This window comes from Pseudomonas sp. R4-35-07, assembly GCF_003852235.1.
GTDB lineage: Bacteria > Pseudomonadota > Gammaproteobacteria > Pseudomonadales > Pseudomonadaceae > Aquipseudomonas.
The window spans coordinates 2648619-2669288 of the sequence record NZ_CP027732.1 but is presented as its reverse complement, the minus strand read 5'-3'; the positions used below and the strand labels follow the sequence as shown (position 1 = coordinate 2669288).

Here is a 20670-nt window from a genome sequence, read left to right as displayed (position 1 = left end):
TTATGTGAGGTTTTGTCATGTCCACCATTACCGAACGCAGCGCTGAACACTTGGCCCCGGTCATCCCGAAAACCATGCAGGCCGTGGTGTGCCATGGCCCGGAAGACTATCGCCTGGAAACTGTCGACGTACCCACACCGGGGCCTGATGAAATTCTCACCAAGGTCGAGCTGTGCGGCATCTGCATGGGCGACATCAAGACCTATCGCGGCGCGCCGTCGTTCTGGGGCGATGCCGAGCAACCGCGCTACGTGAAACCGCCGATGATCCCCGGGCATGAGTTCGTGTGCCGCGTGGTTGCCCTTGGCCCTGGCGCGGAAAAACGCGGCGTGGCAGTCGGTGAGCGGGTGATTTCCGAGCAGATCGTGCCGTGCTGGGGCTGCCGGTTCTGCAATCACGGCCAATACTGGATGTGCCAGAAGCATGACCTCTACGGCTTCCAGAACAATGTGCAGGGCGCCATGGCCCAGTACATGATTTTCACCAAGGAAGGCATCATCCATAAAGTGCCGGAATCCATCGCTCCGGATGAAGCGATCCTGATCGAACCCCTGGCCTGCTCGCTGCACGCGGCAGAACGCGCCAATGTCGACCACGACGACATCGTCGTGGTCGCCGGCGCCGGCACCCTGGGCCTGGGCATCATCGGCGCGGTGCGTTTGCGCAACCCGAAAAAACTCATCGTGCTGGACATGAAACCCGAACGCGCCGCCCTGGCCCTGCGCATGGGCGCCGACGAAGTGTGGAACCCGGCCGAAGTCGATGTGCTGGCGAAAATCCGCGCGATCACCGATGGCTACGGCTGCGACATCTATATCGAAGCCACCGGGCACCACAAGGCAGTGAACCAGGGCCTGGCGATGCTGCGCAAATTGGGGCGTTTCGTTGAATTCAGCGTGTTCAATGATGAAGCCACGGTGGATTGGTCGATCATCGGCGACCGCAAGGAGCTGGATATTCTCGGCTCGCACCTGGGGCCGTATATGTACCCGCGCGCCATCGACTTTATCGGCAGCCGCAAGATCGACATGCGCGATGTGGTAACCCATAAGTTTGCGCTGGCGGATTTCAAGGAAGCGTTTGCGGTGATGGAGCGTGGCGACAAGTCGCTGAAGGTGGTACTTGAGCCCTAAGCACACCACAAATCCAAATGTGGGAGGGGGCTTGCCCCCGATGGCTGTGCAACAGTGACAAATCAGTTGGCTGACACACCGCTATCGGGAGCAAGCCCCCTCCCACACTGAACAACTGCGAACCAACAGAACAAAAACAGGAACCCGCGTTATGAATCGAGTCATCAACGATCCGGACCAAGTGGTCGAAGACATGCTGCGCGGCGTCCTGGTCGCGCACCCTGAACTGCGCCAGTACGAAGCCAACCCACGAGTCATCGTCAAGGCCAAACCCTCGGCCCAGGGTCGTGTCGGCATTGTCACCGGCGGTGGTTCCGGGCATGAACCGGCCTTTCTCGGCTACGTCGGCCCGGGCCTGGTGGATGCGGTGGCGGTCGGTGAGATTTTCTCCTCGCCCACCGCCAAGAGCTTTTTCGACGCCTTCCGCGCCGCCGACCATGGCGCGGGCGTGGCCTGCCTGTACGGCAACTACGCGGGTGACAACATGAATGTGAAGCTGGCGATGAAAATGGCCGCCAGTAAAGACATGCGTATTCGCACCGTGGTCGCCAACGACGACGTCGCCTCCGCCCCGCAGGCGGATATCGCCAAGCGGCGCGGCGTGGCCGGGGAAATCTTCATGTGGAAGATCGGCGGAGCCGCCGCCGCCCAGCATTACGACCTGGACGGTGTGATTCGCGTCGCACAAAAAGCCGTCGACCACTGTCGCTCGATCGGCATCGGCCTCACGCCGTGCACCATCGCTGCAGTGGGCAAGCCGAACTTCCAGATCCCCGACGGCCAGATGGAGCTGGGCATCGGCCATCACGGCGAACCGGGCATCGAAGTGATACCCATCGAGTCCGCCGCAGCCATGGCCGAGCGCATGCTCGCCCCCATTCTCGCAGACCGCGACTTCAGCCAGGACGACAGCGTGGTGGTGCTGGTCTCCGGTCTCGGCGCCACGCCGGTGATGGAGCTGTACGTGTTCTATGCCGAGGTGGAACGCCAGCTCACGTCAAAGGGTTTGAAGATTCACCGTTGCTATGTCGGCAACTACTTCACCTCCCTGGAAATGATGGGCGTGACCCTGACCCTGCTCGGCCTGGACGCGGAGCTGAAAACCCTGATCGACCAACCCTGCCGTTCCATCGGCATGACCCAGGCGGAGTGAACCATGAGTGAGCATTTTTCCAGCCACGACGGCAGCGCCATCGTCGCCGACCTGGTCAGCGTGATCGTGGCCAACCGTGACTACCTCAGCGAAATCGACGGTGCGATTGGCGACGGTGACCACGGCATCAACATGGCCAAGGGTTTTGCCCACTGCGGGCGCGCGCTTGAAGGTCGCCAACTGACCCTGGCCGAAGCCCTGGACGAACTGACCCTGAGCCTGATGGAGGGCATCGGCGGTTCGATGGGCCCGTTGTATGGCAGCCTGTTTATCGGCATGGCCGACGAAGTGCGCGGCAGTGAAGACATCGACGCCGCCACCTTCGCCCGCTTGCTGCGCGGCGGCCTGACGTCGTTGCAGGACATTACCGAGGCGGGGGTGGGTGACAAGTGTTTGATGGACACCCTGATTCCGGCGGTGCAAGCCTTTGAGCGAGCGCATGCCAATGGGGCTTCGTTCAACGCGGCGCTGGAGACGATGAAAAGCGCTGCTTCCCAGGGGCGTGATTCGACCAGGGACCTGGTGGCGAAGATCGGTAGGGCCAGTCGCCTGGGTGAACGCTCGCTCGGGGCGCTGGATGCTGGGGCGGTGTCGTGCTGCCTGATCCTCACGCGGCTGGCGGATTCCATCCAGCTCCGCTTGAACTGACCGGTGATCGTTCCCACGCTCCGCGTGGGAATACAGCCCTGGACGCTCCGCGTCCCGCCTGCGCGAGGGTGACGCAAAGCGTCACGGGATGCGCGCCCACGCAGAGCGTGGGAGCGATCGAGTTGGTAGTGGATTACCAGAACCGCTGCTGGGTCAGCCGGCTCCACCAGGTCAGTAACACCCGGTCCACCGAACCACTGGCCGCCAGCCCTACCCGCTCCTGCAGGCTTTTACGCTCGGCGTAGTGCAGATGGAACACCTCGGCAGTCTTGGCCTTGGTGGCCAGGTATTCGTCGCTGGTCTGCAGTTCGTCGACCAGTTGCTTGTCGAGGGCAGCAACACCCAGCCACACTTCTCCGGTGGCTACCTCGTCAATTGCCAACTGCGGGCGATAACGCGAGACGAAGTTCTTGAACAATTGGTGCGTGATGTCCAGGTCTTCCTGGAATTTCTCGCGCCCTTTCTCGGTGTTTTCGCCAAACACCGTCAGCGTGCGCTTGTATTCGCCGGCGGTGAGCACTTCGAAGTCGATATCATGCTTTTTCAGCAGGCGGTTGACGTTGGGCAACTGCGCGACCACGCCGATGGAACCGAGGATCGCGAACGGGGCGCTGATGATCTTCTCGCCGATGCACGCCATCATATAGCCGCCGCTGGCCGCGACCTTGTCGATGCACACGGTCAATGGCACGCCCGCTTGACGAATACGCGCCAGTTGGGAAGAGGCCAGGCCGTAGCTGTGCACCATGCCGCCGCCGCTTTCCAGGCGCAGCACCACTTCGTCCTTGGGCGTGGCCAGGCTCAGCAGTGCGGTGATTTCATGGCGCAGGCTTTCAGTGGCGGAGGCCTTGATGTCACCGTCGAAATCCAGCACGAATACCCGCGCTTTAGGCTCGGGCTTCTTCTTGCCGTGCTTTTTTTCGGCTTTGCTTTCGGATTTGCGCAGGGCCTTGAGCTGGTCCTTGTCGAGCAGGCTCGATTCCAGGCGCTCGCGCAAGCCCTTGTAGAAATCGTTCAGCTTGCTGACCTGCAACTGGCCAGCGGATTTGCGACGCCCTTTGCTGCGCAGCGCCGCGAAGCTGATCAGCACCACCAGAATAGCGACCACCAGGGTGACGGTCTTCGCCAGAAAGCTCGCATATTCGGCCAAAAAATCCATATGTCTCCTTAAGAATGCACTGCGCCAGGCGCGGATGGCCCAGCATACCGGCGCCAATGCCCGCGGACCAGTGCCCAAACCGCCACCAGCGCACCTCTAACAGGCTTTTAAAACAAGCGTATGTTTTTTCATTGACAGCTCGCGGGCATCCTCATAACCTCGCCAGACTTTCAACGTACCGGGAAAACGGACGTGGGCAGCATCTATCTGATTCGACATGGCCAGGCCTCCTTCGGTGCAGACGACTATGACGTCTTGTCGCCCGTCGGCGTGGAACAAGCCCAAGTACTCGGTCGCCACCTGGCCGACCTGGGGCTGACGTTCGATCGCTGCCTGTCGGGTGACCTGCGCCGCCAGCAGCACACCGCCACCGCCACATTCGATCAATACAGCGCCCTCGGCCTGCCCGTTCCGCCGCTGGAAATCGACAGCGCGTTCAACGAATTCGACGGCGAGGCGATTATTCGCGGCCTGCTCCCCGACCTGCTAGGCGCCGAACCCGACGCCGTGCACATCCTGCGCAATGGTGCGCAGAACCGCAGCGAATTCCAGCGCATCTTCGCCCTGATCATCGAGCGCTGGCTGGCCGGCACCTACGATCCACCGGGGCTGGAAAGCTGGCTGGGGTTTGTCGAACGTGTCCAGGGCGGCTTGCAGCGCATCCTTGAAGCGGCCGACAACTCGCACAAGATCGCGGTATTCACCTCCGGCGGCACCATCACCGCCCTGCTCCACCTGATTACCCGTATGCCGGCCGCCCAGGCATTCGAACTGAACTGGCAAATTGTCAACACCTCGCTCAATCAACTGAAATTCCGTGGTCGCGAGGTGGCACTGGCTTCCTTCAACAGTCATACCCACTTGCAGCTGTTGAAGGCGCCGCAGTTCATCACTTTCCGATGAAGTGCGGCCAACCGTGACCCCAAGGTCACTGGACTCTACCCTAAAGGATCGAAACCATGACTGACGTAGCTAAAGCCGTAGAAGCAATGAAAGCCAAATTCAACCCAAGCGCCGCTGAAGGCCTGGACCTGGTATTCGGTTTCCGTATCGACGACACCAAGAACTTTTCGCTGGTGGTAAAAGACAAGACCTGCGAACTGCAGGAAGGTGAAAACCCGGACGCCCAGGTGACCCTGGTGATGGACAGCGAAACCCTGGAAGGCATCGTCGACGGCTCCACCGACGGCATGCAGGCCTTCATGGGCGGCAAACTGCGCACCGAAGGCGACATGATGCTGGCCATGAAGCTGAGCGAGCTGTTTCCTTCCTGATTCAGGCACAACCTGAATTTGATGAAGATCCAATGTGGGAGGGGGCTTGCCCCCGATAGCGATGTATCAGTGACAGGTGAGCTGGCTGAGACACCGCCATCGGGAGCAAGCCCCCTCCCACATTTAGTTTTCAGGTTGCAGCAACAACGCCACCAGCGCACTCCACCCCGTCTGGTGCGACGCCCCCAACCCCCTGCCGGTCTCCCCATGAAAATACTCATGGAACAACACCAGGTCACGGCTGAGCGGGTCCGCCTCCAACTGCGCATACGCCGCCATGGACGGGCGCAGGCCATCTTCGTCCCTTAGAAACAACCCGGTCAGGCGCTGACTGAGGCTGTTGGCCACTTCCTCCAGGGATGACAGATAACCGCTGCCCTTGGGGTATTCCACCGAAAAGTTATCCGCGTAATAGCGATGAAATTCGCGCAGCGACTCAATCAGCATGTAGTTGACCGGCATCCACAACGGCCCGCGCCAATTGGAGTTGCCACCGTACAAACGTGAATCGGATTCGCCGGGCTGGTAACTGGCGCACAGGGTGTTGCCATTCATCTTCAGGGCCAGGGGCTGCTCGGCGAAAGCCTTGGACAAGGAGCGCACGCCAAATGCCGACAAGAACTCATCGTCATCCAGCATGCGCCGCAGCAGATCCTTGGTGCGTTCGCCGCGCAGCAATGCCAGTAGCAGCCGATTGCCCTGTCCCGGTTCGTTCCAGCGTGATACCAGCCTGGCCAGGTCCGGCCGATGGTGCATGAAGCCCAACAGCCGCTCACGCAAGCCCGTCAGGCCTTCATGCTCGCGCTGCTCCAGCACCAGCACTGCAAACAACGGCATCAGCCCGACGATGGAACGCAGGCGTACCGGTTCGCTCTCGCCATCGGGGCGGTGCAGCACGTCGTAGAAAAACAGATCCTGCTCATCCCACAGCCCGTCGGCGCTGTCGTCGACGCGGTTGATGGCGCCGGCGATGTACAGGAAGTGCTCGAAGAACTTCACCGCGATATCCACGTACACGCCATTGCGCTTGGCCAGCTCCAGGGCGATGCGCATCAGGTCCAGCGCATAGGCGGCCACCCACGCCGTGCCGTCCGCCTGGTCCAGCTGATAGCCCGGTGGCAGCGCGGCAGAGCGGTCGAACAGGGCGATATTGTCCAGCCCGAGAAAGCCGCCCTGAAACAGGTTGCGGCCCTCGGCGTCCTTGCGGTTGACCCACCAGGAAAAATTCAGCAGCAGTTTGTGGAAAATCCGCTCCAGAAAGTCCAGGTCGCCCACACCGGTCAACGCCTTGTCCTGCTGATACACGCGCCAGCTGGCCCAGGCATGCACGGGCGGGTTGGCATCGTCGAAGCGCCACTCATAAGCCGGCAGTTGGCCATTGGGGTGCATGAAGCGGTCCTTCACCAGCAATAGCAGTTGTTGCTTGGCGTAGCCGGGATCGATCAGCGCCATCGCTATCGCCTGGAAGCCCTGGTCCCACGAGGCATACCAAGGGTACTCCCAGGTGTCGGGCATGGAGAGAATGTCGAAATTGGACAGGTGCCGCCAATGGGTATTGCGCAAATGCAGGCGCTCGGGCGGCGGCGCGGGCTGGGCCGGGTCGCCGTCGAGCCACTGGTTCACGTCGAAATAGTACAACTGCTTGGACCACAACAACCCGGCCAGGGCCTGACGCTGCACATTGCGTGCATCGTCGTCGGCGATGCCCTGTTGCAGTGCCGCATAGAAATCGTCGGCCTCCTGGCGGCGCTGTTCGAACAGCTTGCGCGCGTTGACCTCGGGCGCGTCCACAGGGGCAAAGCGCAGGTACAGGACTTTGCGCTCCTGACCCGCCAGTTCCAGGACGAACCGCGCCGCCACCTTAGTGCCCGTATCTCGGCGAATCGCGCCTTGCACACCGCCGACCACGTAATCGTTGATACCGTCCTTGAACGGCCCCGGCGCCGCCGGCCCACCCAGCCTGGGGAGGTTGGTCTGGTTTTCACAAAACAACCATTCCACGCCGTCCTGGCCCCAGGCGCTGAGATGGCGGTCGCCCAGCTCATGATGACGCGCTCGCACGCGGTCACCGTCCAGGGTCAAGCCGGGCTTGGGGGCGCCGAAGGTCCAGCTCCAGTCATTGCGCGCCCACAGCTGGGGCAATACCTGCAGACGCGTGGGTTGCTCGGCACGGTTGTGCACAGTGATGCGCATGAAAATATCGTCGGGTTGATGCTTGGCGTACTCAACGCTGACGTCGCAGTAGCGGTTATCGTCAAACACGCCGGTATCGAGGATTTCATACTCAGCGTCAGCCAGCCCACGGCGGGCGTTTTCGGCGATCAGGTCGGCGTAGGGAAACGCTGCATGGGGGTATTTGTAGAGCATGCGCATGTAGGCATGGCTCGGCACGCCATCGACGAAAAAGTACAGTTCCTTGACGTCTTCACCGTGGTTGCCCTCGGCGTTATCGAGGCCGAACAGGCGCTCCTTGAGGATCGCGTCACGTTCGTTCCACAGCGCCAGGCCCAGGCACCAGCGTTGCGCCTTGTCGCTGAAACCGGCCAAGCCATCCTCGCCCCACCGGTAGGCGCGGCTGCGGGCATGTTCATGGGGAAAATAGGCCCAGGCGTCGCCGTCGGCGCTGTAGTCCTCGCGTACGGTGCCCCATTGGCGTTCACTCAGGTACGGCCCCCATTCGCGCCAGCTTTCTGCATGCTCCGTCGCCAGGCGTTGACCTTCGAGGGTGTTGAGCATTCGGTGTGTGGGTGCGGCCGTCATTGAGTCCTCCATCGCCGGTCTGATGAGCAGCAGTGTAGAACCCAATGCCGCCCGGATGCACATGAAGACTGCATAGGGGCGTCACCTCATTCATTTGCAGAATGAAGTCCAGAGGAAACTTCGTTTGCACGCGCCTCTTGGGCCCAACAAAATCCAGGGAAAGCCACACACCTCGCCTCAGCCTTCAGGAATTTTTCTATGCCAGGTACCGCACATGTCAGCCCCGACGAAATCCGTAAGGGCTTTTCCCGGGCGATGTCCGATATGTACAGGGATGAAGTGCCGTTGTACGGCGCGCTGATGAGCCTGGTGGCTCAGACCAACGCACAGGTGCTGGAGAGCAACCCGGGCCTGGCCGAGCACCTGCGCCGTACCGGCGAGACCCAGCGTCTGGACATGGAGCGCCACGGTGCGATCCGCCTGGGCACCGCTGCGGAACTGGCGACCATCAACCGTCTGTTCGCGGTCATGGGCATGCAACCGGTGGGCTATTACGATCTGACCCCGGCTGGCGTGCCGGTCCATTCCACGGCCTTTCGCGCCGTCCACGAACAGTCGCTGCAAACCAGCCCGTTTCGCGTGTTCACCTCGCTGCTGCGCCTGGAGCTGATCGAAAGCCCGGCGCTGCGCAGCTTCGCCGAAACCGCCCTGGCCAAGCGCTCGATCTTCACCCCCGGCGCCCTGGCGCTGATCGAACAGGCGGAAAAACACGGCGGCCTCGGAGCCTCTGACGCCGAGGAATTCATTCGCCAGGCGCTGGAGACGTTTCGCTGGCACCCCACCGCCACCGTCACGGCCGCGCAGTATCGGCAACTCAGCGACCAGCATCGCCTGATCGCCGACGTGGTGGCCTTCAGAGGCCCGCACATCAATCACCTCACCCCGCGCACCCTGGACATCGACCAGGTGCAAGCGGCCATGCCCGGCCACGGCATCACCCCCAAAGCCGTGATCGAAGGCCCACCTCGACGCAAGTGCCCGATCCTGCTACGCCAGACCAGCTTCAAGGCCCTCGACGAATCCATAGGCTTTACCGATGCCCAGGGCAGCCACAGCGCACGCTTCGGCGAAATCGAACAACGCGGCGTCGCGCTCACCCCCAAGGGGCGCGCCCTGTACGACCAACTGCTGAATGCCGCCCGCGATGAACTGGGCGCCTTCCCCAACGAATCCAACGCCGCACGTTATGAGCAATTAATGGCGCAGCACTTCCAGGCATTCCCGGACGACCACGCGCAAATGCGTGAACAAGGCTTGGCGTACTTCCGCTATTTCCCCACTGAAAAAGGCCTGGCGGCCCGCGGCAAGTCCGACCAACCGCGCACACTGGAGGCATTGATCAGCGCAGGGCATGTAGAGGTGGAACCGCTGGTGTACGAGGACTTCCTGCCGGTGAGCGCGGCGGGGATTTTTCAGTCGAACCTGGGCGATGCGGCGCAGAGTCACTACGCGGCCAATTCGAACAAGCCCGAGTTTGAGCAGGCGCTGGGCCGGAGCACGATTGACGAGTTGCAGTTGTATGGCGAGACGCAGCAGCGTTCGATGGATGAGTGCATGAGCACGCTGCGGGAATAAAGGGGATGTCGGCTCGGCTCGCTGAACCAGTAACCACCAGAAACGCCCTACACCATTTTAGGAAGCCAATGATTTGATATAACTCCGACTCCATACGAAGCTGATATTTAGCCAACCCAGCAGTTTAATAGCGCCGGAGGGGATAGTCATGTCAGCAGCAATGAATATCATGATCATCGGTGGCGGGCATATGGGCAGTGCGATCGCATTTGGTTTAAAGCGATCCAGTGCAGACATGCTGATAACTGTCGTCGAGCCCGACGCTACTCGCCGAAACGATATCAAAAATGCAGGTATTTCAACGCTGGAAGAACTACCAACTCCTTTAATAGCTGACGTTATCTTTCTAGCGATCCCACCTCAGGCTTTCCTGAGGTTCCTGGAAAATAATGCTCGCATCGGACAGTATGCTGGCATCGTCATTTCAGTTATGGCTGGAATTCGTATCCGCGAACTCACAGCCCGCTTGAAAACTCGCAAATCTATCGAACTATACCCAATCTTCCGTGCGGCGTTAATGAAGGAATGACCGTTTTAATTGCCGCGACTGAGACAACGACTGCAAGCAATATCGTGGTTAATCAACTTCTCGCCAAGCTTGGAAATTTACTGGAGTTAAAAGATGAGGCTTTGCTGGATAGCGCCACAGCTCTCGTTGGCGGCGGCCCCGCTTACATTGCCTACTTCGCCGCGGCGCTCACAGAATATGCTATTTCGGCTGGCTTCGATAAATCAAGTGCTACCTCAATAATTCTCCAGCTGCTACGCGGAACCACGGCAATTTTGGAGCAACGCAAGGAACCTGCGATTAATCTATGTGAAAAAGTGATGACTGCAGGTGGAACGACAGAGCGAGCAATTGATTGGTTTAATCAGCACGGAGTACGAGCCGCCATCATAGGAGGTCTCAAAATATCCTGCGCTCGCTCGATGGAACTGGGTCAGAGGTGATAGATATGCAAGGACTTATTGATCATGGGCTAGCAGGACAGCACTATTTAGATTTTGATAAATCGAATTGTCTGAGCGACAGCTACAGCATTTATTATGGACTTGGCCAACAACTTGACTTCATACATTCGCCCACCGTTTTCAGAGTAAGCCTCGCGGGCGTGAGGCTCGGCTGTTATCTGTTACGTTCACTCAGCTCCAGCAGATCAAACAACAGCTTCCTGGATGTCGGGACAGGCAGCGGCGTCCATGCGCTATTGGCGCGCAAACTTGGAGTTCAAGACATTTTTGCCACGGACATCTCCCCATACTCCATTGAACAGGCAAAACTTCACGAACACATAAACTTCAAGCAGCCAGCCATTTCTTTTTGTATTGGCGACCTGTTCAGCAATCTGCCCGAAAGACAATTTGAAACAATCACCTTTAACCCGCCTGGCTGGCGAACTCCCTCACCTTCGCTCACCCAGCGCTTGGACATCATCGAGCCGACGGGACAGTTACCTCTGGAAGCAATGTTCTACGGAGAGCAAATCATCGCCCGCTTTCTTGATAATCTTCCCAAATACCTGGCACCCACGGGAACGGCCATTGTGGGGCTTAATTCTTTAGTGGGAATACGTGATGTATTGAACGGGTACAGGGAAAGGCATCACGGTGCTCCGCCGCTGGCTTACAGACTCATGGAACGCCATACACTCCCACTTCTTTATTACTCTGATCATTGGCAGGCCACGAGCAAACTTTTAAAAAGCGAATTCGAACAGTAGGCAAATCAAGACTTAGCTGCATATTCCGTCGACAAACACGGCATAATTTTCTGGTCTTACGAAATCGTTGAATTCTACTATCCCAAATAAAAATCATGATTATACAACCAGCACCTTCTACAAGGCGTTTTACGGCAATCGCATTGTCGGCGCTCGCGAATTTAATGCTAGGAGCGTCATCTCTTTATTGGAGGGCGCTTGACGGATTATCCTCTGCAACACTAGTTGCCTATAGGATTGTCCTGTCCTGCTTGATTCTCAGTGCACTTCTTCTAATTTTTCGACGCCTTGGCCAGGCAAACCAACTGACAGCCAAACTAATAGCTCTGCACGGCACCGCTTCTATTTTTATTGCCGTTAATTGGGCCACATTCATGGCGGCTTCAATCAACGGATATATTTTGGAAAGCGGAATCGGCTACTTATTGGCGCCGTTCATACCTATCACATTGGGAGCCCTGATCTATCATGAGCAATTTTCAGCGATCAAAACCCTGTCTATCGCTATCGCACTCGTCGCGATATTGCTTTTGATAACGTTCACTGAAAAGCTGAACCATTCGGTTTATCTATTGATCGCTGCAACATGGGGCGTGTACACCTACCTAAAAAAATACACACCTTTAAATGCAGTGACCGGCCTGTTCCTGGAAACTGTTTTCTTGAGCAGTTGTATTGTAGTTGCCGTCTGGATCTTCGATTTCCCAATCATATGGCCGAGTGAAGTGTCATATCGCTCAGCTCCGCTTATTTGGTTAGCCGGAGCGGTGTCAGTCACGCCGCTACTGATGTTCTCGTTCGCCACCGGAAAAATTCCGTTGTCCCTGACAGGTTTTTTGCAGTTCATACTTCCACTGACACTGCTAGCCATTGGCCTGATAACCAATGGGAAAAATATTCCTACTTTGTCTCTGACCTTAATCATCTCCACCACGGGCGTATTAGTCTGCCTTCTGGCTTACGACAGCCTACCTACCCGCTCGCCAAAAGAATAACGGGGATTTCTAAACATGAGGAACACTTACGACGTTATCGTAATTGGCTTGGGAATCATGGGCGCATCTGCATTGTGGAGAGTCGCTTCGAAATGCACTCGAGTACTTGGAATTGACGCATCGAGCCCCACTCACAGCTACGGGTCGTCACATGGAAACTCTCGCATATTCCGTCGCGCTTATTGGGAGGGCGAAAAGTACCTGCCATTATTGAACCAATCCGATTTGCTCTGGAAGGAATTGGAAAAGTTAATACAGCAAAAGCTGCTTTTTCGCACAGGGGGAATTTTCGTTGGGCATCAGTCCAGCCACGTGGTAGCAGGGAGCATTGAAACCGCAAGGAAGGGAGAGATAGAACATGCTGTGTGGAGCGAATCAGAAACCAGGTCCCATTTTCCCGCATTCAATGTATCGGATGGGTCGCAGACGGTATTTGAGCCCGGAGCCTATGCAATATCGGCCTGCGAAGCCAGATTAGGGATGCTCAACGAGGCTGTACACCAGGGCGCCATCATCGAATTTGGTAACAGCGTTACAGGCTTGGAAACCAGCGGTTTGGAGATGCGCTTAAGCACTCGAAGCGGGCGAACCTACTCTGCAAAAGCCGTAATAGTCACAGCAGGACCCTGGATTGGCACTCACCTCCTGCCGGAGCTCAAACGCTATATAGAGCCGCGTCAGATTCCCGTATTTTGGTTCAAACCAAAAACGGGTTTTGGTAATCTTTTCTCGTCAGATCAGTTCCCCATTTTCTTATATGAACATCAGGATGGAGCCCTCCTCTACGGTGTGCCATCCATCCTTAGCAACGAGCCTGGTGTAAAAATCGGTTTTCACAACAGGCAACAGACGCCAGCTGCTCCTAACTGGAAAAATATTCCCGTACACAAAAGACATTTAGACGAGATATCGCAGGTGGTTGGAGGCCTTTTTCCCAAGTTGGAGCGTTCGCCTATCCAAGCAAAAAACTGCTTCTATACGCTTAGTCCTGATGAGTCGTTTCTGATCGGGGAATCCCAAGTGTTGAAATCGACTTATTTCGCATCCGCATGCTCGGGGCACGGATTCAAATTTGCGCCTGCTATCGGTGATGCGCTTGCCTGCATGGCGGTTGGGCTAAAACCATATGTGTCTTTAGCGGCGTTTTCTGCAGACCGATTCTACAACGTATCACCTGAATTTCGAGAGTGTCCGCCCGGCTCAACAACGCAATCCTTGCGCCGCGAAAAGCCCCAGAGCCGGGTGGACGGGGCGCATCATAAGGAGTGAGCTTGAGCGTGTCCTGCAAACAATTCTGAACAAATGTGCACATTCGAGTGCAACAGGCTGGTTGTGGCGAGAGCAAGCACCTTCGCCACGGGTGACGGGTTATGTTTAACCCAACTTCTCGACAATTTGATCTTTGATCAACAAGCGCTCCTTCTTCAGCACCTCGACCTCCGAGTCATCAGCTTTGCGCGACTCGGCTTCCAGCACCTTGCCGTCGGCAACATCATATTTCGTGAGCAACGAGTCCAGACGCTTGTCACTCGCCCTGCGTTCGTGAACAGCTTCCTTGCTCATCCCCAAGTCCTGATACAGGTCGTGTTTCACTGGCATGGCGTACCTCCACAAGTTGATCAATGGCCTACCTCTTGAAACTAGCCCATTCCCAGGGGTCTTGTCATGTTCAAGGTCAAACCCTCTCCGTTCGTCGTAACCCAGGCGATGGAATCAAACCTTTGCCGTGCCCTGCCCTCCACTGTAGATCGCCACCCGAGGGAGACCGGTTTTATGAATCACACTGCCACTGCTGCCGACACGCAATGCATCAACACGATCCGCACCCTGGCCATGGATGCCGTGCAGAAGGCCAACTCGGGCCACCCCGGCACGCCCATGGGCCTGGCGCCGGTGGGCTACACGCTGTGGAGTCGCTTCCTGCGCTACCACCCGGAGCATCCTGACTGGCCCAACCGCGACCGCTTCGTGTTGTCGGTGGGGCATGCGTCGATGCTGCTGTACTCGCTGCTGCACCTGGCCGGCGTGGTGGAAATCGATGCCCACGGCAAGCGCTCCGGGCAACCGGCGGTCAGCCTGGACGACATCAAGCAGTTCCGGCAGATGGGTTCCAAAACCCCGGGCCACCCCGAGTACCGCATGACCACCGGGGTGGAAACCACCACCGGCCCCCTGGGCCAGGGCTGCGCCAACAGCGTGGGCATGGCGATGGCCGAGCGTTGGCTGGCCCAGCGGTTCAACCTCGACGGCCAGGTGCTGTTCGACTACGACGTCTACACCCTGTGCGGTGACGGCGACATGATGGAAGGCATCAGCAGCGAAGCGGCGTCGATGGCCGGGCATTTGCGGCTGGATAACCTGTGCTGGATCTACGACAACAACACCATCAGCATCGAGGGCCACACCGAACTGGCCTTCAGTGAAGATGTGATCAAGCGTTTCCAGGCGTATGGCTGGCACACCGTGCATGTCACCGATGCCAATGACCTGCAGGCCCTGAGCGTGGCGCTGGAAACCTTCAAGGCCAATACCGGCGCGCCGACCCTGATCGTGGTCGACAGCGTGATCGGCTACGGCTCGCCGCACAAACACAACACCGCTGCTGCCCATGGCGAGCCGTTGGGCGAGGATGAAATTCGCCTGACCAAAGCCGCGTATGGCTGGCCAGAGGATTCCAGTTTCCTGGTGCCCGATGAAGCACGGACCACGTTGCGCGACGCACTGCATGAGCGTGCCGAACCGCTGTATGCCGAGTGGAACCAGACCTTGTCATCCCTCGACCCGCAACGCGCCGATGAACTGCAGCGCATGCGCGCCGGAGAAATGCCCGAGCACTGGCAGGCCGACCTGCCGCGCTTTGCGACCGATGCCAAGGGTGTCGCCAGCCGTGCATCCGGAGGCGAGGTTCTGAACGCCTTCGCCCAACACATCCCCTGGTTGCTCGGCGGCTCGGCGGATTTGTCGCCCTCGACCAAGACCAACCTCACCTTCGACGGCGCCGGCCGTTTCAGTGCCGATGACTACAGCGGGCGCAACCTGCACTTCGGCATTCGCGAGCACGCCATGGGCGCAATTGCCAACGGCATGGCGCTGTCCTACCTGCGGCCGTACACCTCGACGTTCCTGGTGTTCAGCGACTACATGAAACCGCCGATCCGCCTGGCGGCGATCATGGAGTTGCCGGTGGTCTTCGTGTTTACCCATGACTCGATCGGCGTCGGCGAAGACGGCCCCACGCATCAACCCATCGAACACCTGACCCAACTGCGCGCAACCCCGGGCCTGCTGACCCTGCGCCCAGGGGACGCGAACGAAACCCTGGAGTTGTGGAAGGTGGCGCTGGCGCAGACCGATCGGCCAAGCTGCGTGGTGTTGTCGCGCCAACCGCTGCCGACGCTGGATCGCAGCCGCTATGCCGCCGCCTCCGGTGCGGCCAAGGGCGCCTACGTGCTGGCCGGCGCAGACAAGCCTGAAGTGATCCTGATCGCCACGGGCAGTGAAGTCAGCCTGGCGGTCGCCGCCTACGAACAACTCACGGACGAAGGGATTGCCGCGCAGGTGGTGTCGATGCCCAGCTGGGAACTGTTCGAAGACCAGGACCAGGCCTACCGCGACAGCGTGTTACCGCCGGCGGTGAAGGCGCGTGTGGTGGTGGAACAGGCCGGCCCGTTGGGCTGGGACCGCTACGTCGGGCAGACCGGCGCCAAAGTGGTGATGAACAGCTTTGGCGCGTCGGCGCCGCTGGCGAAGTTGCAGGAAAAGTACGGGTTCACTAAGGAAAATGTGGTGAAGCTGGCCAAGCAGCAGCTCCAGCACAACCGGGCTGAGTAACCCCTCTCAATGCGCAGGGGGCTTGCTCCCCTGCTGCATCCAGACCGGCGACGGCTCAATTCTTGTAGTCGGTATCGCTACGCTCCAACTTGCGGATCAACGCATTCCAATGCCGCGTTACCCCAGGCCCTTCGCCGCTGCTGAAGACCTTGGCCTGCTCCTCGACCCTGGCCACCACTTCAGCCGGTGGAAATACCAGTTCCGCATTCCCGCCTGCCTGCGCCGCGATCTGGATGTTGCAGGCGCGCTCAAGCCCCTGCAGCTGCTGAAACGCATGCTCCACGCTGATGCCTGCGGTCAACAGCCCATGGTTGCGCAGGATCATCACGCTCTTGTCGCCCAGGTCCGCCACCAGCCGCTCGCGTTCGTCCAGGTCCAGGGCCACGCCTTCGTAGCCGTGATAGGCCACGCGTCCGGAAAACGCGATGGAATGCTGGGAGATCGGTAACAACCCGTCCTTCTGCGCGGACACCGCAATACCGTCGCGGGTATGGGTGTGCAGCACCGCCTGCAGGTCGTGGCGCGCGCCATGGATGGCACTGTGGATCACGTAACCGGCGTAGTTGATGCCAAGGCCGGTGGGGTCATCGACCAGGGTGCCGTCGAGGTCGACCTTGACCAGGTTGGAGGCGCTGATTTCATCGAACAGCAGGCCGAAGGCGTTGATCAGGAAATGTTCCTCGGGGCCCGGTACACGGGCGGAGAAATGCGTGTAGATATGGTCGGTCCAGTTGTACAAGGCCGCCAGCCGATAGGCGGCGGCCAGTTTGACGCGCACCTCCCATTCCTCTGGCGTGACACGTTGGCGGACGGTACTGGAGACGCTCGATAGCGAGGTGACGCTGCTCATGGCAAAACTTCCTGGATGGCCTTAAGGACTTCCCGGCCAGCCTAGGCGATGCGCAAAAATAATAAAAAGCACATTTTAATCTAAGCTAATTATTATTAATTTTTATAAAATCCCACGCCGACAACACCTGACCAATGTGGGAGGGGGCTTGCCCCCGATAGCGGTTGATCAGTCAAATCATCTTTAACTGAAACCCCGCCATCGGGAGCAAGCCCCCTCCCACAGGGGTTCAGGCAGCGTTGCGGATCTTGTGCAGGGAATCGGCCACCCACTGACCAAACGCATCCACCGGCCCTTGCAGGTTGCCAAGAAAGTGCGGATAGATCAGCCATAAATCCATCACCGGCTTGAAGTCCTTCAACGGCATCACCGCCAGTTGCTCGCGATGGGCACTGCGCGCAAGCAACGGGCGCGGCACCAGGCCAAGGCCCAGCCCATCCGCCACCAGCCCCAATTGCAACTCGGTGCCGAAGGTTTCCAGGTTCACCCGCAAGGCCAGGCCCTGGTCCGACAGGGTACGTTGCAGACCGGCGCGGAAGCCGCAGCCGTCCGGGTTGAGGATCCAACCGTGCTGGTACACGTCGGCCAGCTTGCACGGTTTTTTCGGCAGTTGCGCCGTGGCGCACACCACCACCAGGTCCATCTTGCCGATCGACTCACCAACGATGTTGTCCGGAAAAATCTTTCCCGCCGGGAATAACGCCACCGCCGCATCCAGCTCGCCGCGCTCGATCTTGCCGACCAACTGGCTGCCCCACCCGGTCGCCACCTGGGCGCGCAGGTCGGTGTACTCGCTGCGCAGGTGCTTGAGCGCATCGAGCAGCACCACGTCGCCGATGGTCTGCGGTACGCCCAGGCGCAGTACGCCGCTGGGCGGTGCGTCAGTGGCGACCAGCTCGCGCAGCGCGTCCATCTCGCGCAGGATCGAGCGGCATTGCTCATACACCCGGGTGCCGATCCGCGTTGGCTTGAGTGGTTTGGTGTTGCGGTCGAACAGCTCAACCCCCAGCGCCTGCTCGAAGTTCTGCACGCGACGGGTGATGGCCGGCTGGGTCAACTGCAACGACTCGGCGGCATGGCTGATGGACTGGCAACGAATCACTTCGACAAAGGCATCGATATCGTCAATTTTCATTTGGGCCGCACATAGAGAACAGTCGTTAAGATGTGCGCCAAGCATAGTTGGCGCCACCCGGTCTGGATAGCCCGTGCTGTGATCAATAACGTCTAACGCTATACAGGACGATTCTAAATTACTTACAGCTATAAGCTAATCATTAAAAAATAGCATATTAACAACGAACATTATGCTTAGATAAGCCCATCAACTACCGCGAATGGAATGTTCATGAGCCAGGCCCAACACCCCGAGAGATTACGCGCCTTTATCGGCGCCTTGGCTGAGCTGATCGACGGCAACCCGCGCGAGGGCGACCTGCTGCACCGTGGCGGCAAGCTGCTGGCGCAACTGGTCAGCCATGATGACTGGCTCCCGGACGCATTCGCCCAACCCGACCCCGAGCGCTACCAGCAATTTCTGCTGCATGCCGATTCGCGCCAGCGTTTCAGCATCGTCAGCTTTGTGTGGGGGCCGGGGCAACGCACGCCGATTCATGATCATCGGGTGTGGGGGCTGATCGGCATGTTGCGCGGTGCGGAATTTTCCCAGGGTTTTGCCCGGGCGCCTGGTGGCGCCCTGGTTGCCGAAGGCACGCCAGGGCAACTGCTGCCGGGCCAGGTCGAAGCGGTGTCGCCCAAGATCGGTGATATCCATCAGGTGAGCAATGCCCACGACGACCAGGTGTCCATCAGCATTCATGTGTACGGCGCCAACATCGGCGCGGTGCGTCGGGCGGTGTATCAGCCCGACGGCAGCGAGAAGCTGTTTATCTCCGGTTATTCCAACGCCTACCTCCCGAATATCTGGGACCTGTCCAAAGAAAAGAGCCCTGCCCTATGAGCACCGTATCGACCCGCAGCTACGCCCAGATTCGCCAGGCCCTGTTGGACCATGAGGAAGTCGCCCTGGTAGACGTGCGCGAGGAAGCGCCGTTCGCCGAAGGCCACCCGCTGTTTGCCGCAAACATTGCCCTGTCCAAGCTGGAACTGGAGGTGTATGCGCGCATTCCACGCCGCGATACCCAGGTCACGCTGTATGACAACGGTGAAGGCCTGGCCGAGCGCGCCGCCGAACGCCTGGTTGCGCTGGGTTACACCCAGGTCAGCCTGCTGGAAGGTGGGCTTGAGGGTTGGCGCCAGGCCGGTGGCGAGCTGTTTATCGACGTCAACGTACCGAGCAAGGCCTTTGGCGAACTGGTGGAAAGCCAGCGCCACACGCCGTCCCTGGCGGCCGAGGAAGTCCAGGCGCTGCTCGAGAGCCAGGCCGATGTGGTGGTGCTCGACGCCCGGCGTTTCGATGAATACCAGACCATGAGCATTCCCACCGGCATCAGCGTGCCCGGTGCCGAACTGGTGCTGCGCGCCCGTGAACTGGCCCCGGATCCGGCCACGCGCATTATCGTCAACTGCGCCGGGCGTACCCGCAGCATTATCGGCACCCAGTCATTGATCAATGCTGGCGTGGCCAACCCGGTGTCGGCGCTGCGCAACGGCACCATCGGCTGGACCCTGGCCGGGCAGACACTCGCCCATGGTCAAGCACGCCGCTTCGCGCCGACGTCAGAGGAACATCGCCTGATCGCTGCCCAAAAGGCCCGCGGCGTGGCCGACAAGGCCCGCGTCGGCCGTGCCACCCTCGATGATCTGCAACGCTGGCAGCAGGACGCGACACGCACCACCTACCTGTTCGATGTCCGCACCCCGGAAGAATTCGAGGCCGGCCACCTGCCCGGCGCCCGCTCCACACCGGGCGGGCAACTGGTGCAGGAAACCGACCATGTCGCCAGCGTGCGTGGTGCGCGCCTGGTGCTGGTGGACGATGACGGCGTGCGTGCAAATATGTCGGCCTCCTGGCTCGCCCAACTGGGTTGGGACGTCTATGTGCTCGACGAGGTACACGCCGCGCATTTCAGCGAACACGGCGCCTGGGTCGCGCCGGTGCCCGCGCCACCCCAGGCCGAACTGATCAGCGCGCACACCCTCGCCGACTGGCTCGAACATGGCGACACGCTGGTGCTGGACTTCACCGCCAGCGCCAATTACGTGAAGCGCCATATCCCCGGTGCCTGGTGGGCGGTGCGTGCGCAACTGCCCGAGGCGCTGGCAAAGGTGCCCCGCGCGCAGCGCTACGTATTGACCTGCGGCAGCAGCCAGTTGGCGCGCCTGGCGGTGCCCGAGGTCGAAGCCCTGACCGGCAAACAAGTGTTCCTGCTGGAGGGCGGCACCGCCACTTGGATCGCCGCGCAACTGCCGCTGGAGGAAGGCGAAACGCACCTGGCGTCACCCCGTATCGACCGCTACCGCCGCCCGTATGAAGGCACTGATAACCCACGGGAAGCCATGCAGGCCTACCTGGACTGGGAATTCGGCCTGGTCGAGCAACTGGCCCGCGACGGCACCCACGGTTTCTACGTGATCTGATCCACCGCAGCACCGTTCCCGGATATCCGAC

General features: G+C 59.5%; 19 protein-coding genes. 14 read left to right on the top strand and 5 right to left on the bottom strand.

Annotated elements, in window-relative coordinates; genetic code table 11:
* The first annotated feature begins 17 nt into the window (after positions 1-17).
* The 3 genes from C4J89_RS12210 to dhaL all read left to right on the top strand — a co-directional run bounded on the left by C4J89_RS12210 (position 18) and on the right by dhaL (position 2934).
* The gene (locus C4J89_RS12210) at positions 18-1133 is read left to right on the top strand and encodes a zinc-binding dehydrogenase (protein ID WP_124414543.1); all 1116 of its coding nucleotides are present in this window, start codon (positions 18-20) and stop codon (positions 1131-1133) included.
* Positions 1134-1284: 151 nt separating this feature from the next.
* Positions 1285-2286, top strand: a complete 1002-nt coding sequence (locus C4J89_RS12205) for a dihydroxyacetone kinase subunit DhaK (RefSeq protein WP_124414542.1) — start codon at positions 1285-1287, stop codon at positions 2284-2286.
* Between the two features lie 3 nt (positions 2287-2289).
* Positions 2290-2934, top strand: coding sequence for a dihydroxyacetone kinase subunit DhaL (gene dhaL, locus C4J89_RS12200; protein ID WP_124414541.1), 645 nt, complete (start codon positions 2290-2292; stop codon positions 2932-2934).
* 133 nt (positions 2935-3067) lie between these two features.
* On the opposite strand, the gene sohB is transcribed toward dhaL, so the two are convergent.
* Complete coding sequence (gene sohB / locus C4J89_RS12195; RefSeq protein ID WP_124362594.1) at positions 3068-4093, bottom strand: protease SohB; 1026 nt, start codon at positions 4091-4093, stop codon at positions 3068-3070.
* A 192-nt stretch (positions 4094-4285) separates the two neighbouring features.
* On the opposite strand from sohB, the gene C4J89_RS12190 reads away from it, so the two are divergent.
* Together C4J89_RS12190 and C4J89_RS12185 are read left to right on the top strand one after the other, a co-directional pair.
* Positions 4286-4996, top strand: a complete 711-nt coding sequence (locus tag C4J89_RS12190; protein WP_124366817.1) for a histidine phosphatase family protein — start codon at positions 4286-4288, stop codon at positions 4994-4996.
* 56 nt (positions 4997-5052) lie between these two features.
* Complete coding sequence (locus tag C4J89_RS12185) at positions 5053-5367, top strand: SCP2 sterol-binding domain-containing protein (RefSeq protein ID WP_005788868.1); 315 nt, start codon at positions 5053-5055, stop codon at positions 5365-5367.
* A 123-nt stretch (positions 5368-5490) separates the two neighbouring features.
* On the opposite strand, the gene C4J89_RS12180 is transcribed toward C4J89_RS12185, so the two are convergent.
* Positions 5491-8127, bottom strand: a complete 2637-nt coding sequence (locus C4J89_RS12180; RefSeq protein WP_124414540.1) for a glucosidase — start codon at positions 8125-8127, stop codon at positions 5491-5493.
* A 198-nt stretch (positions 8128-8325) separates the two neighbouring features.
* Here C4J89_RS12180 and C4J89_RS12175 point away from each other — a divergent pair, with 198 nt between their 5' ends.
* From C4J89_RS12175 to solA, 6 genes are all read left to right on the top strand, one after another.
* On the top strand, positions 8326-9702 hold the full coding sequence (locus C4J89_RS12175; protein WP_124414539.1) for a VOC family protein: 1377 nt from the start codon (positions 8326-8328) through the stop codon (positions 9700-9702).
* A gap of 148 nt (positions 9703-9850) precedes the next feature.
* Positions 9851-10231: a pyrroline-5-carboxylate reductase gene (locus tag C4J89_RS12170; RefSeq protein WP_124414538.1), complete on the top strand. Its 381-nt coding sequence runs from the start codon at positions 9851-9853 to the stop codon at positions 10229-10231.
* Positions 10228-10653, top strand: coding sequence for a pyrroline-5-carboxylate reductase (locus tag C4J89_RS12165; protein WP_124414537.1), 426 nt, complete (start codon positions 10228-10230; stop codon positions 10651-10653). The genes C4J89_RS12170 and C4J89_RS12165 overlap by 4 nt, the downstream gene beginning before the upstream one ends.
* Before the next feature lie 5 nt (positions 10654-10658).
* Complete coding sequence (locus tag C4J89_RS12160) at positions 10659-11423, top strand: 50S ribosomal protein L11 methyltransferase (protein WP_256681795.1); 765 nt, start codon at positions 10659-10661, stop codon at positions 11421-11423.
* Positions 11424-11674: 251 nt separating this feature from the next.
* The gene (locus C4J89_RS12155; protein WP_124414536.1) at positions 11675-12418 is read left to right on the top strand and encodes a hypothetical protein; all 744 of its coding nucleotides are present in this window, start codon (positions 11675-11677) and stop codon (positions 12416-12418) included.
* A 15-nt stretch (positions 12419-12433) separates the two neighbouring features.
* Positions 12434-13687: an N-methyl-L-tryptophan oxidase gene (gene solA, locus C4J89_RS12150; RefSeq protein ID WP_124414535.1), complete on the top strand. Its 1254-nt coding sequence runs from the start codon at positions 12434-12436 to the stop codon at positions 13685-13687.
* Positions 13688-13792: 105 nt separating this feature from the next.
* Here solA and C4J89_RS12145 read toward each other — a convergent pair whose 3' ends face one another.
* The gene (locus C4J89_RS12145) at positions 13793-14017 is read right to left on the bottom strand and encodes a YdcH family protein (RefSeq protein ID WP_124362585.1); all 225 of its coding nucleotides are present in this window, start codon (positions 14015-14017) and stop codon (positions 13793-13795) included.
* A 174-nt stretch (positions 14018-14191) separates the two neighbouring features.
* On the opposite strand from C4J89_RS12145, the gene tkt reads away from it, so the two are divergent.
* Positions 14192-16249 carry a transketolase gene (gene tkt, locus C4J89_RS12140; protein WP_124414534.1) on the top strand — a complete coding sequence of 686 codons (2058 nt, stop codon included), beginning with the start codon at positions 14192-14194 and terminating at the stop codon, positions 16247-16249.
* 55 nt (positions 16250-16304) lie between these two features.
* Here the strand turns inward: tkt and C4J89_RS12135 are convergent, their stop codons facing one another.
* Together C4J89_RS12135 and C4J89_RS12130 are read right to left on the bottom strand one after the other, a co-directional pair.
* Positions 16305-17099, bottom strand: a complete 795-nt coding sequence (locus C4J89_RS12135) for a class II aldolase/adducin family protein (RefSeq protein WP_124366812.1) — start codon at positions 17097-17099, stop codon at positions 16305-16307.
* A gap of 229 nt (positions 17100-17328) precedes the next feature.
* On the bottom strand, positions 17329-18234 hold the full coding sequence (locus tag C4J89_RS12130; protein WP_124414533.1) for a LysR family transcriptional regulator: 906 nt from the start codon (positions 18232-18234) through the stop codon (positions 17329-17331).
* A gap of 213 nt (positions 18235-18447) precedes the next feature.
* On the opposite strand from C4J89_RS12130, the gene C4J89_RS12125 reads away from it, so the two are divergent.
* Both C4J89_RS12125 and C4J89_RS12120 read left to right on the top strand, forming a co-directional pair.
* Positions 18448-19059 carry a cysteine dioxygenase gene (locus C4J89_RS12125; protein ID WP_124414532.1) on the top strand — a complete coding sequence of 204 codons (612 nt, stop codon included), beginning with the start codon at positions 18448-18450 and terminating at the stop codon, positions 19057-19059.
* Positions 19056-20639, top strand: coding sequence for a rhodanese homology domain-containing protein (locus tag C4J89_RS12120; RefSeq protein ID WP_124414531.1), 1584 nt, complete (start codon positions 19056-19058; stop codon positions 20637-20639). The genes C4J89_RS12125 and C4J89_RS12120 overlap by 4 nt, the downstream gene beginning before the upstream one ends.
* Positions 20640-20670 lie beyond the last annotated feature (31 nt).

Coding starts and splice junctions, on each gene's coding strand:
- C4J89_RS12165 (WP_124414537.1), top strand. CDS start 10,228: ATGACCGTTTTAATTGCCGCGACTGAGACAACGACTGCAAGCAATATC.
- C4J89_RS12135 (WP_124366812.1), bottom strand. CDS start 17,099: ATGAGCAGCGTCACCTCGCTATCGAGCGTCTCCAGTACCGTCCGCCAA.
- C4J89_RS12175 (WP_124414539.1), top strand. CDS start 8,326: ATGCCAGGTACCGCACATGTCAGCCCCGACGAAATCCGTAAGGGCTTT.
- C4J89_RS12170 (WP_124414538.1), top strand. CDS start 9,851: ATGTCAGCAGCAATGAATATCATGATCATCGGTGGCGGGCATATGGGC.
- C4J89_RS12180 (WP_124414540.1), bottom strand. CDS start 8,127: ATGACGGCCGCACCCACACACCGAATGCTCAACACCCTCGAAGGTCAA.
- C4J89_RS12145 (WP_124362585.1), bottom strand. CDS start 14,017: ATGCCAGTGAAACACGACCTGTATCAGGACTTGGGGATGAGCAAGGAA.
- solA (WP_124414535.1), top strand. CDS start 12,434: ATGAGGAACACTTACGACGTTATCGTAATTGGCTTGGGAATCATGGGC.
- C4J89_RS12185 (WP_005788868.1), top strand. CDS start 5,053: ATGACTGACGTAGCTAAAGCCGTAGAAGCAATGAAAGCCAAATTCAAC.
- C4J89_RS12130 (WP_124414533.1), bottom strand. CDS start 18,234: ATGAAAATTGACGATATCGATGCCTTTGTCGAAGTGATTCGTTGCCAG.
- C4J89_RS12120 (WP_124414531.1), top strand. CDS start 19,056: ATGAGCACCGTATCGACCCGCAGCTACGCCCAGATTCGCCAGGCCCTG.
- C4J89_RS12125 (WP_124414532.1), top strand. CDS start 18,448: ATGAGCCAGGCCCAACACCCCGAGAGATTACGCGCCTTTATCGGCGCC.
- sohB (WP_124362594.1), bottom strand. CDS start 4,093: ATGGATTTTTTGGCCGAATATGCGAGCTTTCTGGCGAAGACCGTCACC.
- tkt (WP_124414534.1), top strand. CDS start 14,192: ATGAATCACACTGCCACTGCTGCCGACACGCAATGCATCAACACGATC.
- C4J89_RS12160 (WP_256681795.1), top strand. CDS start 10,659: ATGCAAGGACTTATTGATCATGGGCTAGCAGGACAGCACTATTTAGAT.
- dhaL (WP_124414541.1), top strand. CDS start 2,290: ATGAGTGAGCATTTTTCCAGCCACGACGGCAGCGCCATCGTCGCCGAC.
- C4J89_RS12205 (WP_124414542.1), top strand. CDS start 1,285: ATGAATCGAGTCATCAACGATCCGGACCAAGTGGTCGAAGACATGCTG.
- C4J89_RS12210 (WP_124414543.1), top strand. CDS start 18: ATGTCCACCATTACCGAACGCAGCGCTGAACACTTGGCCCCGGTCATC.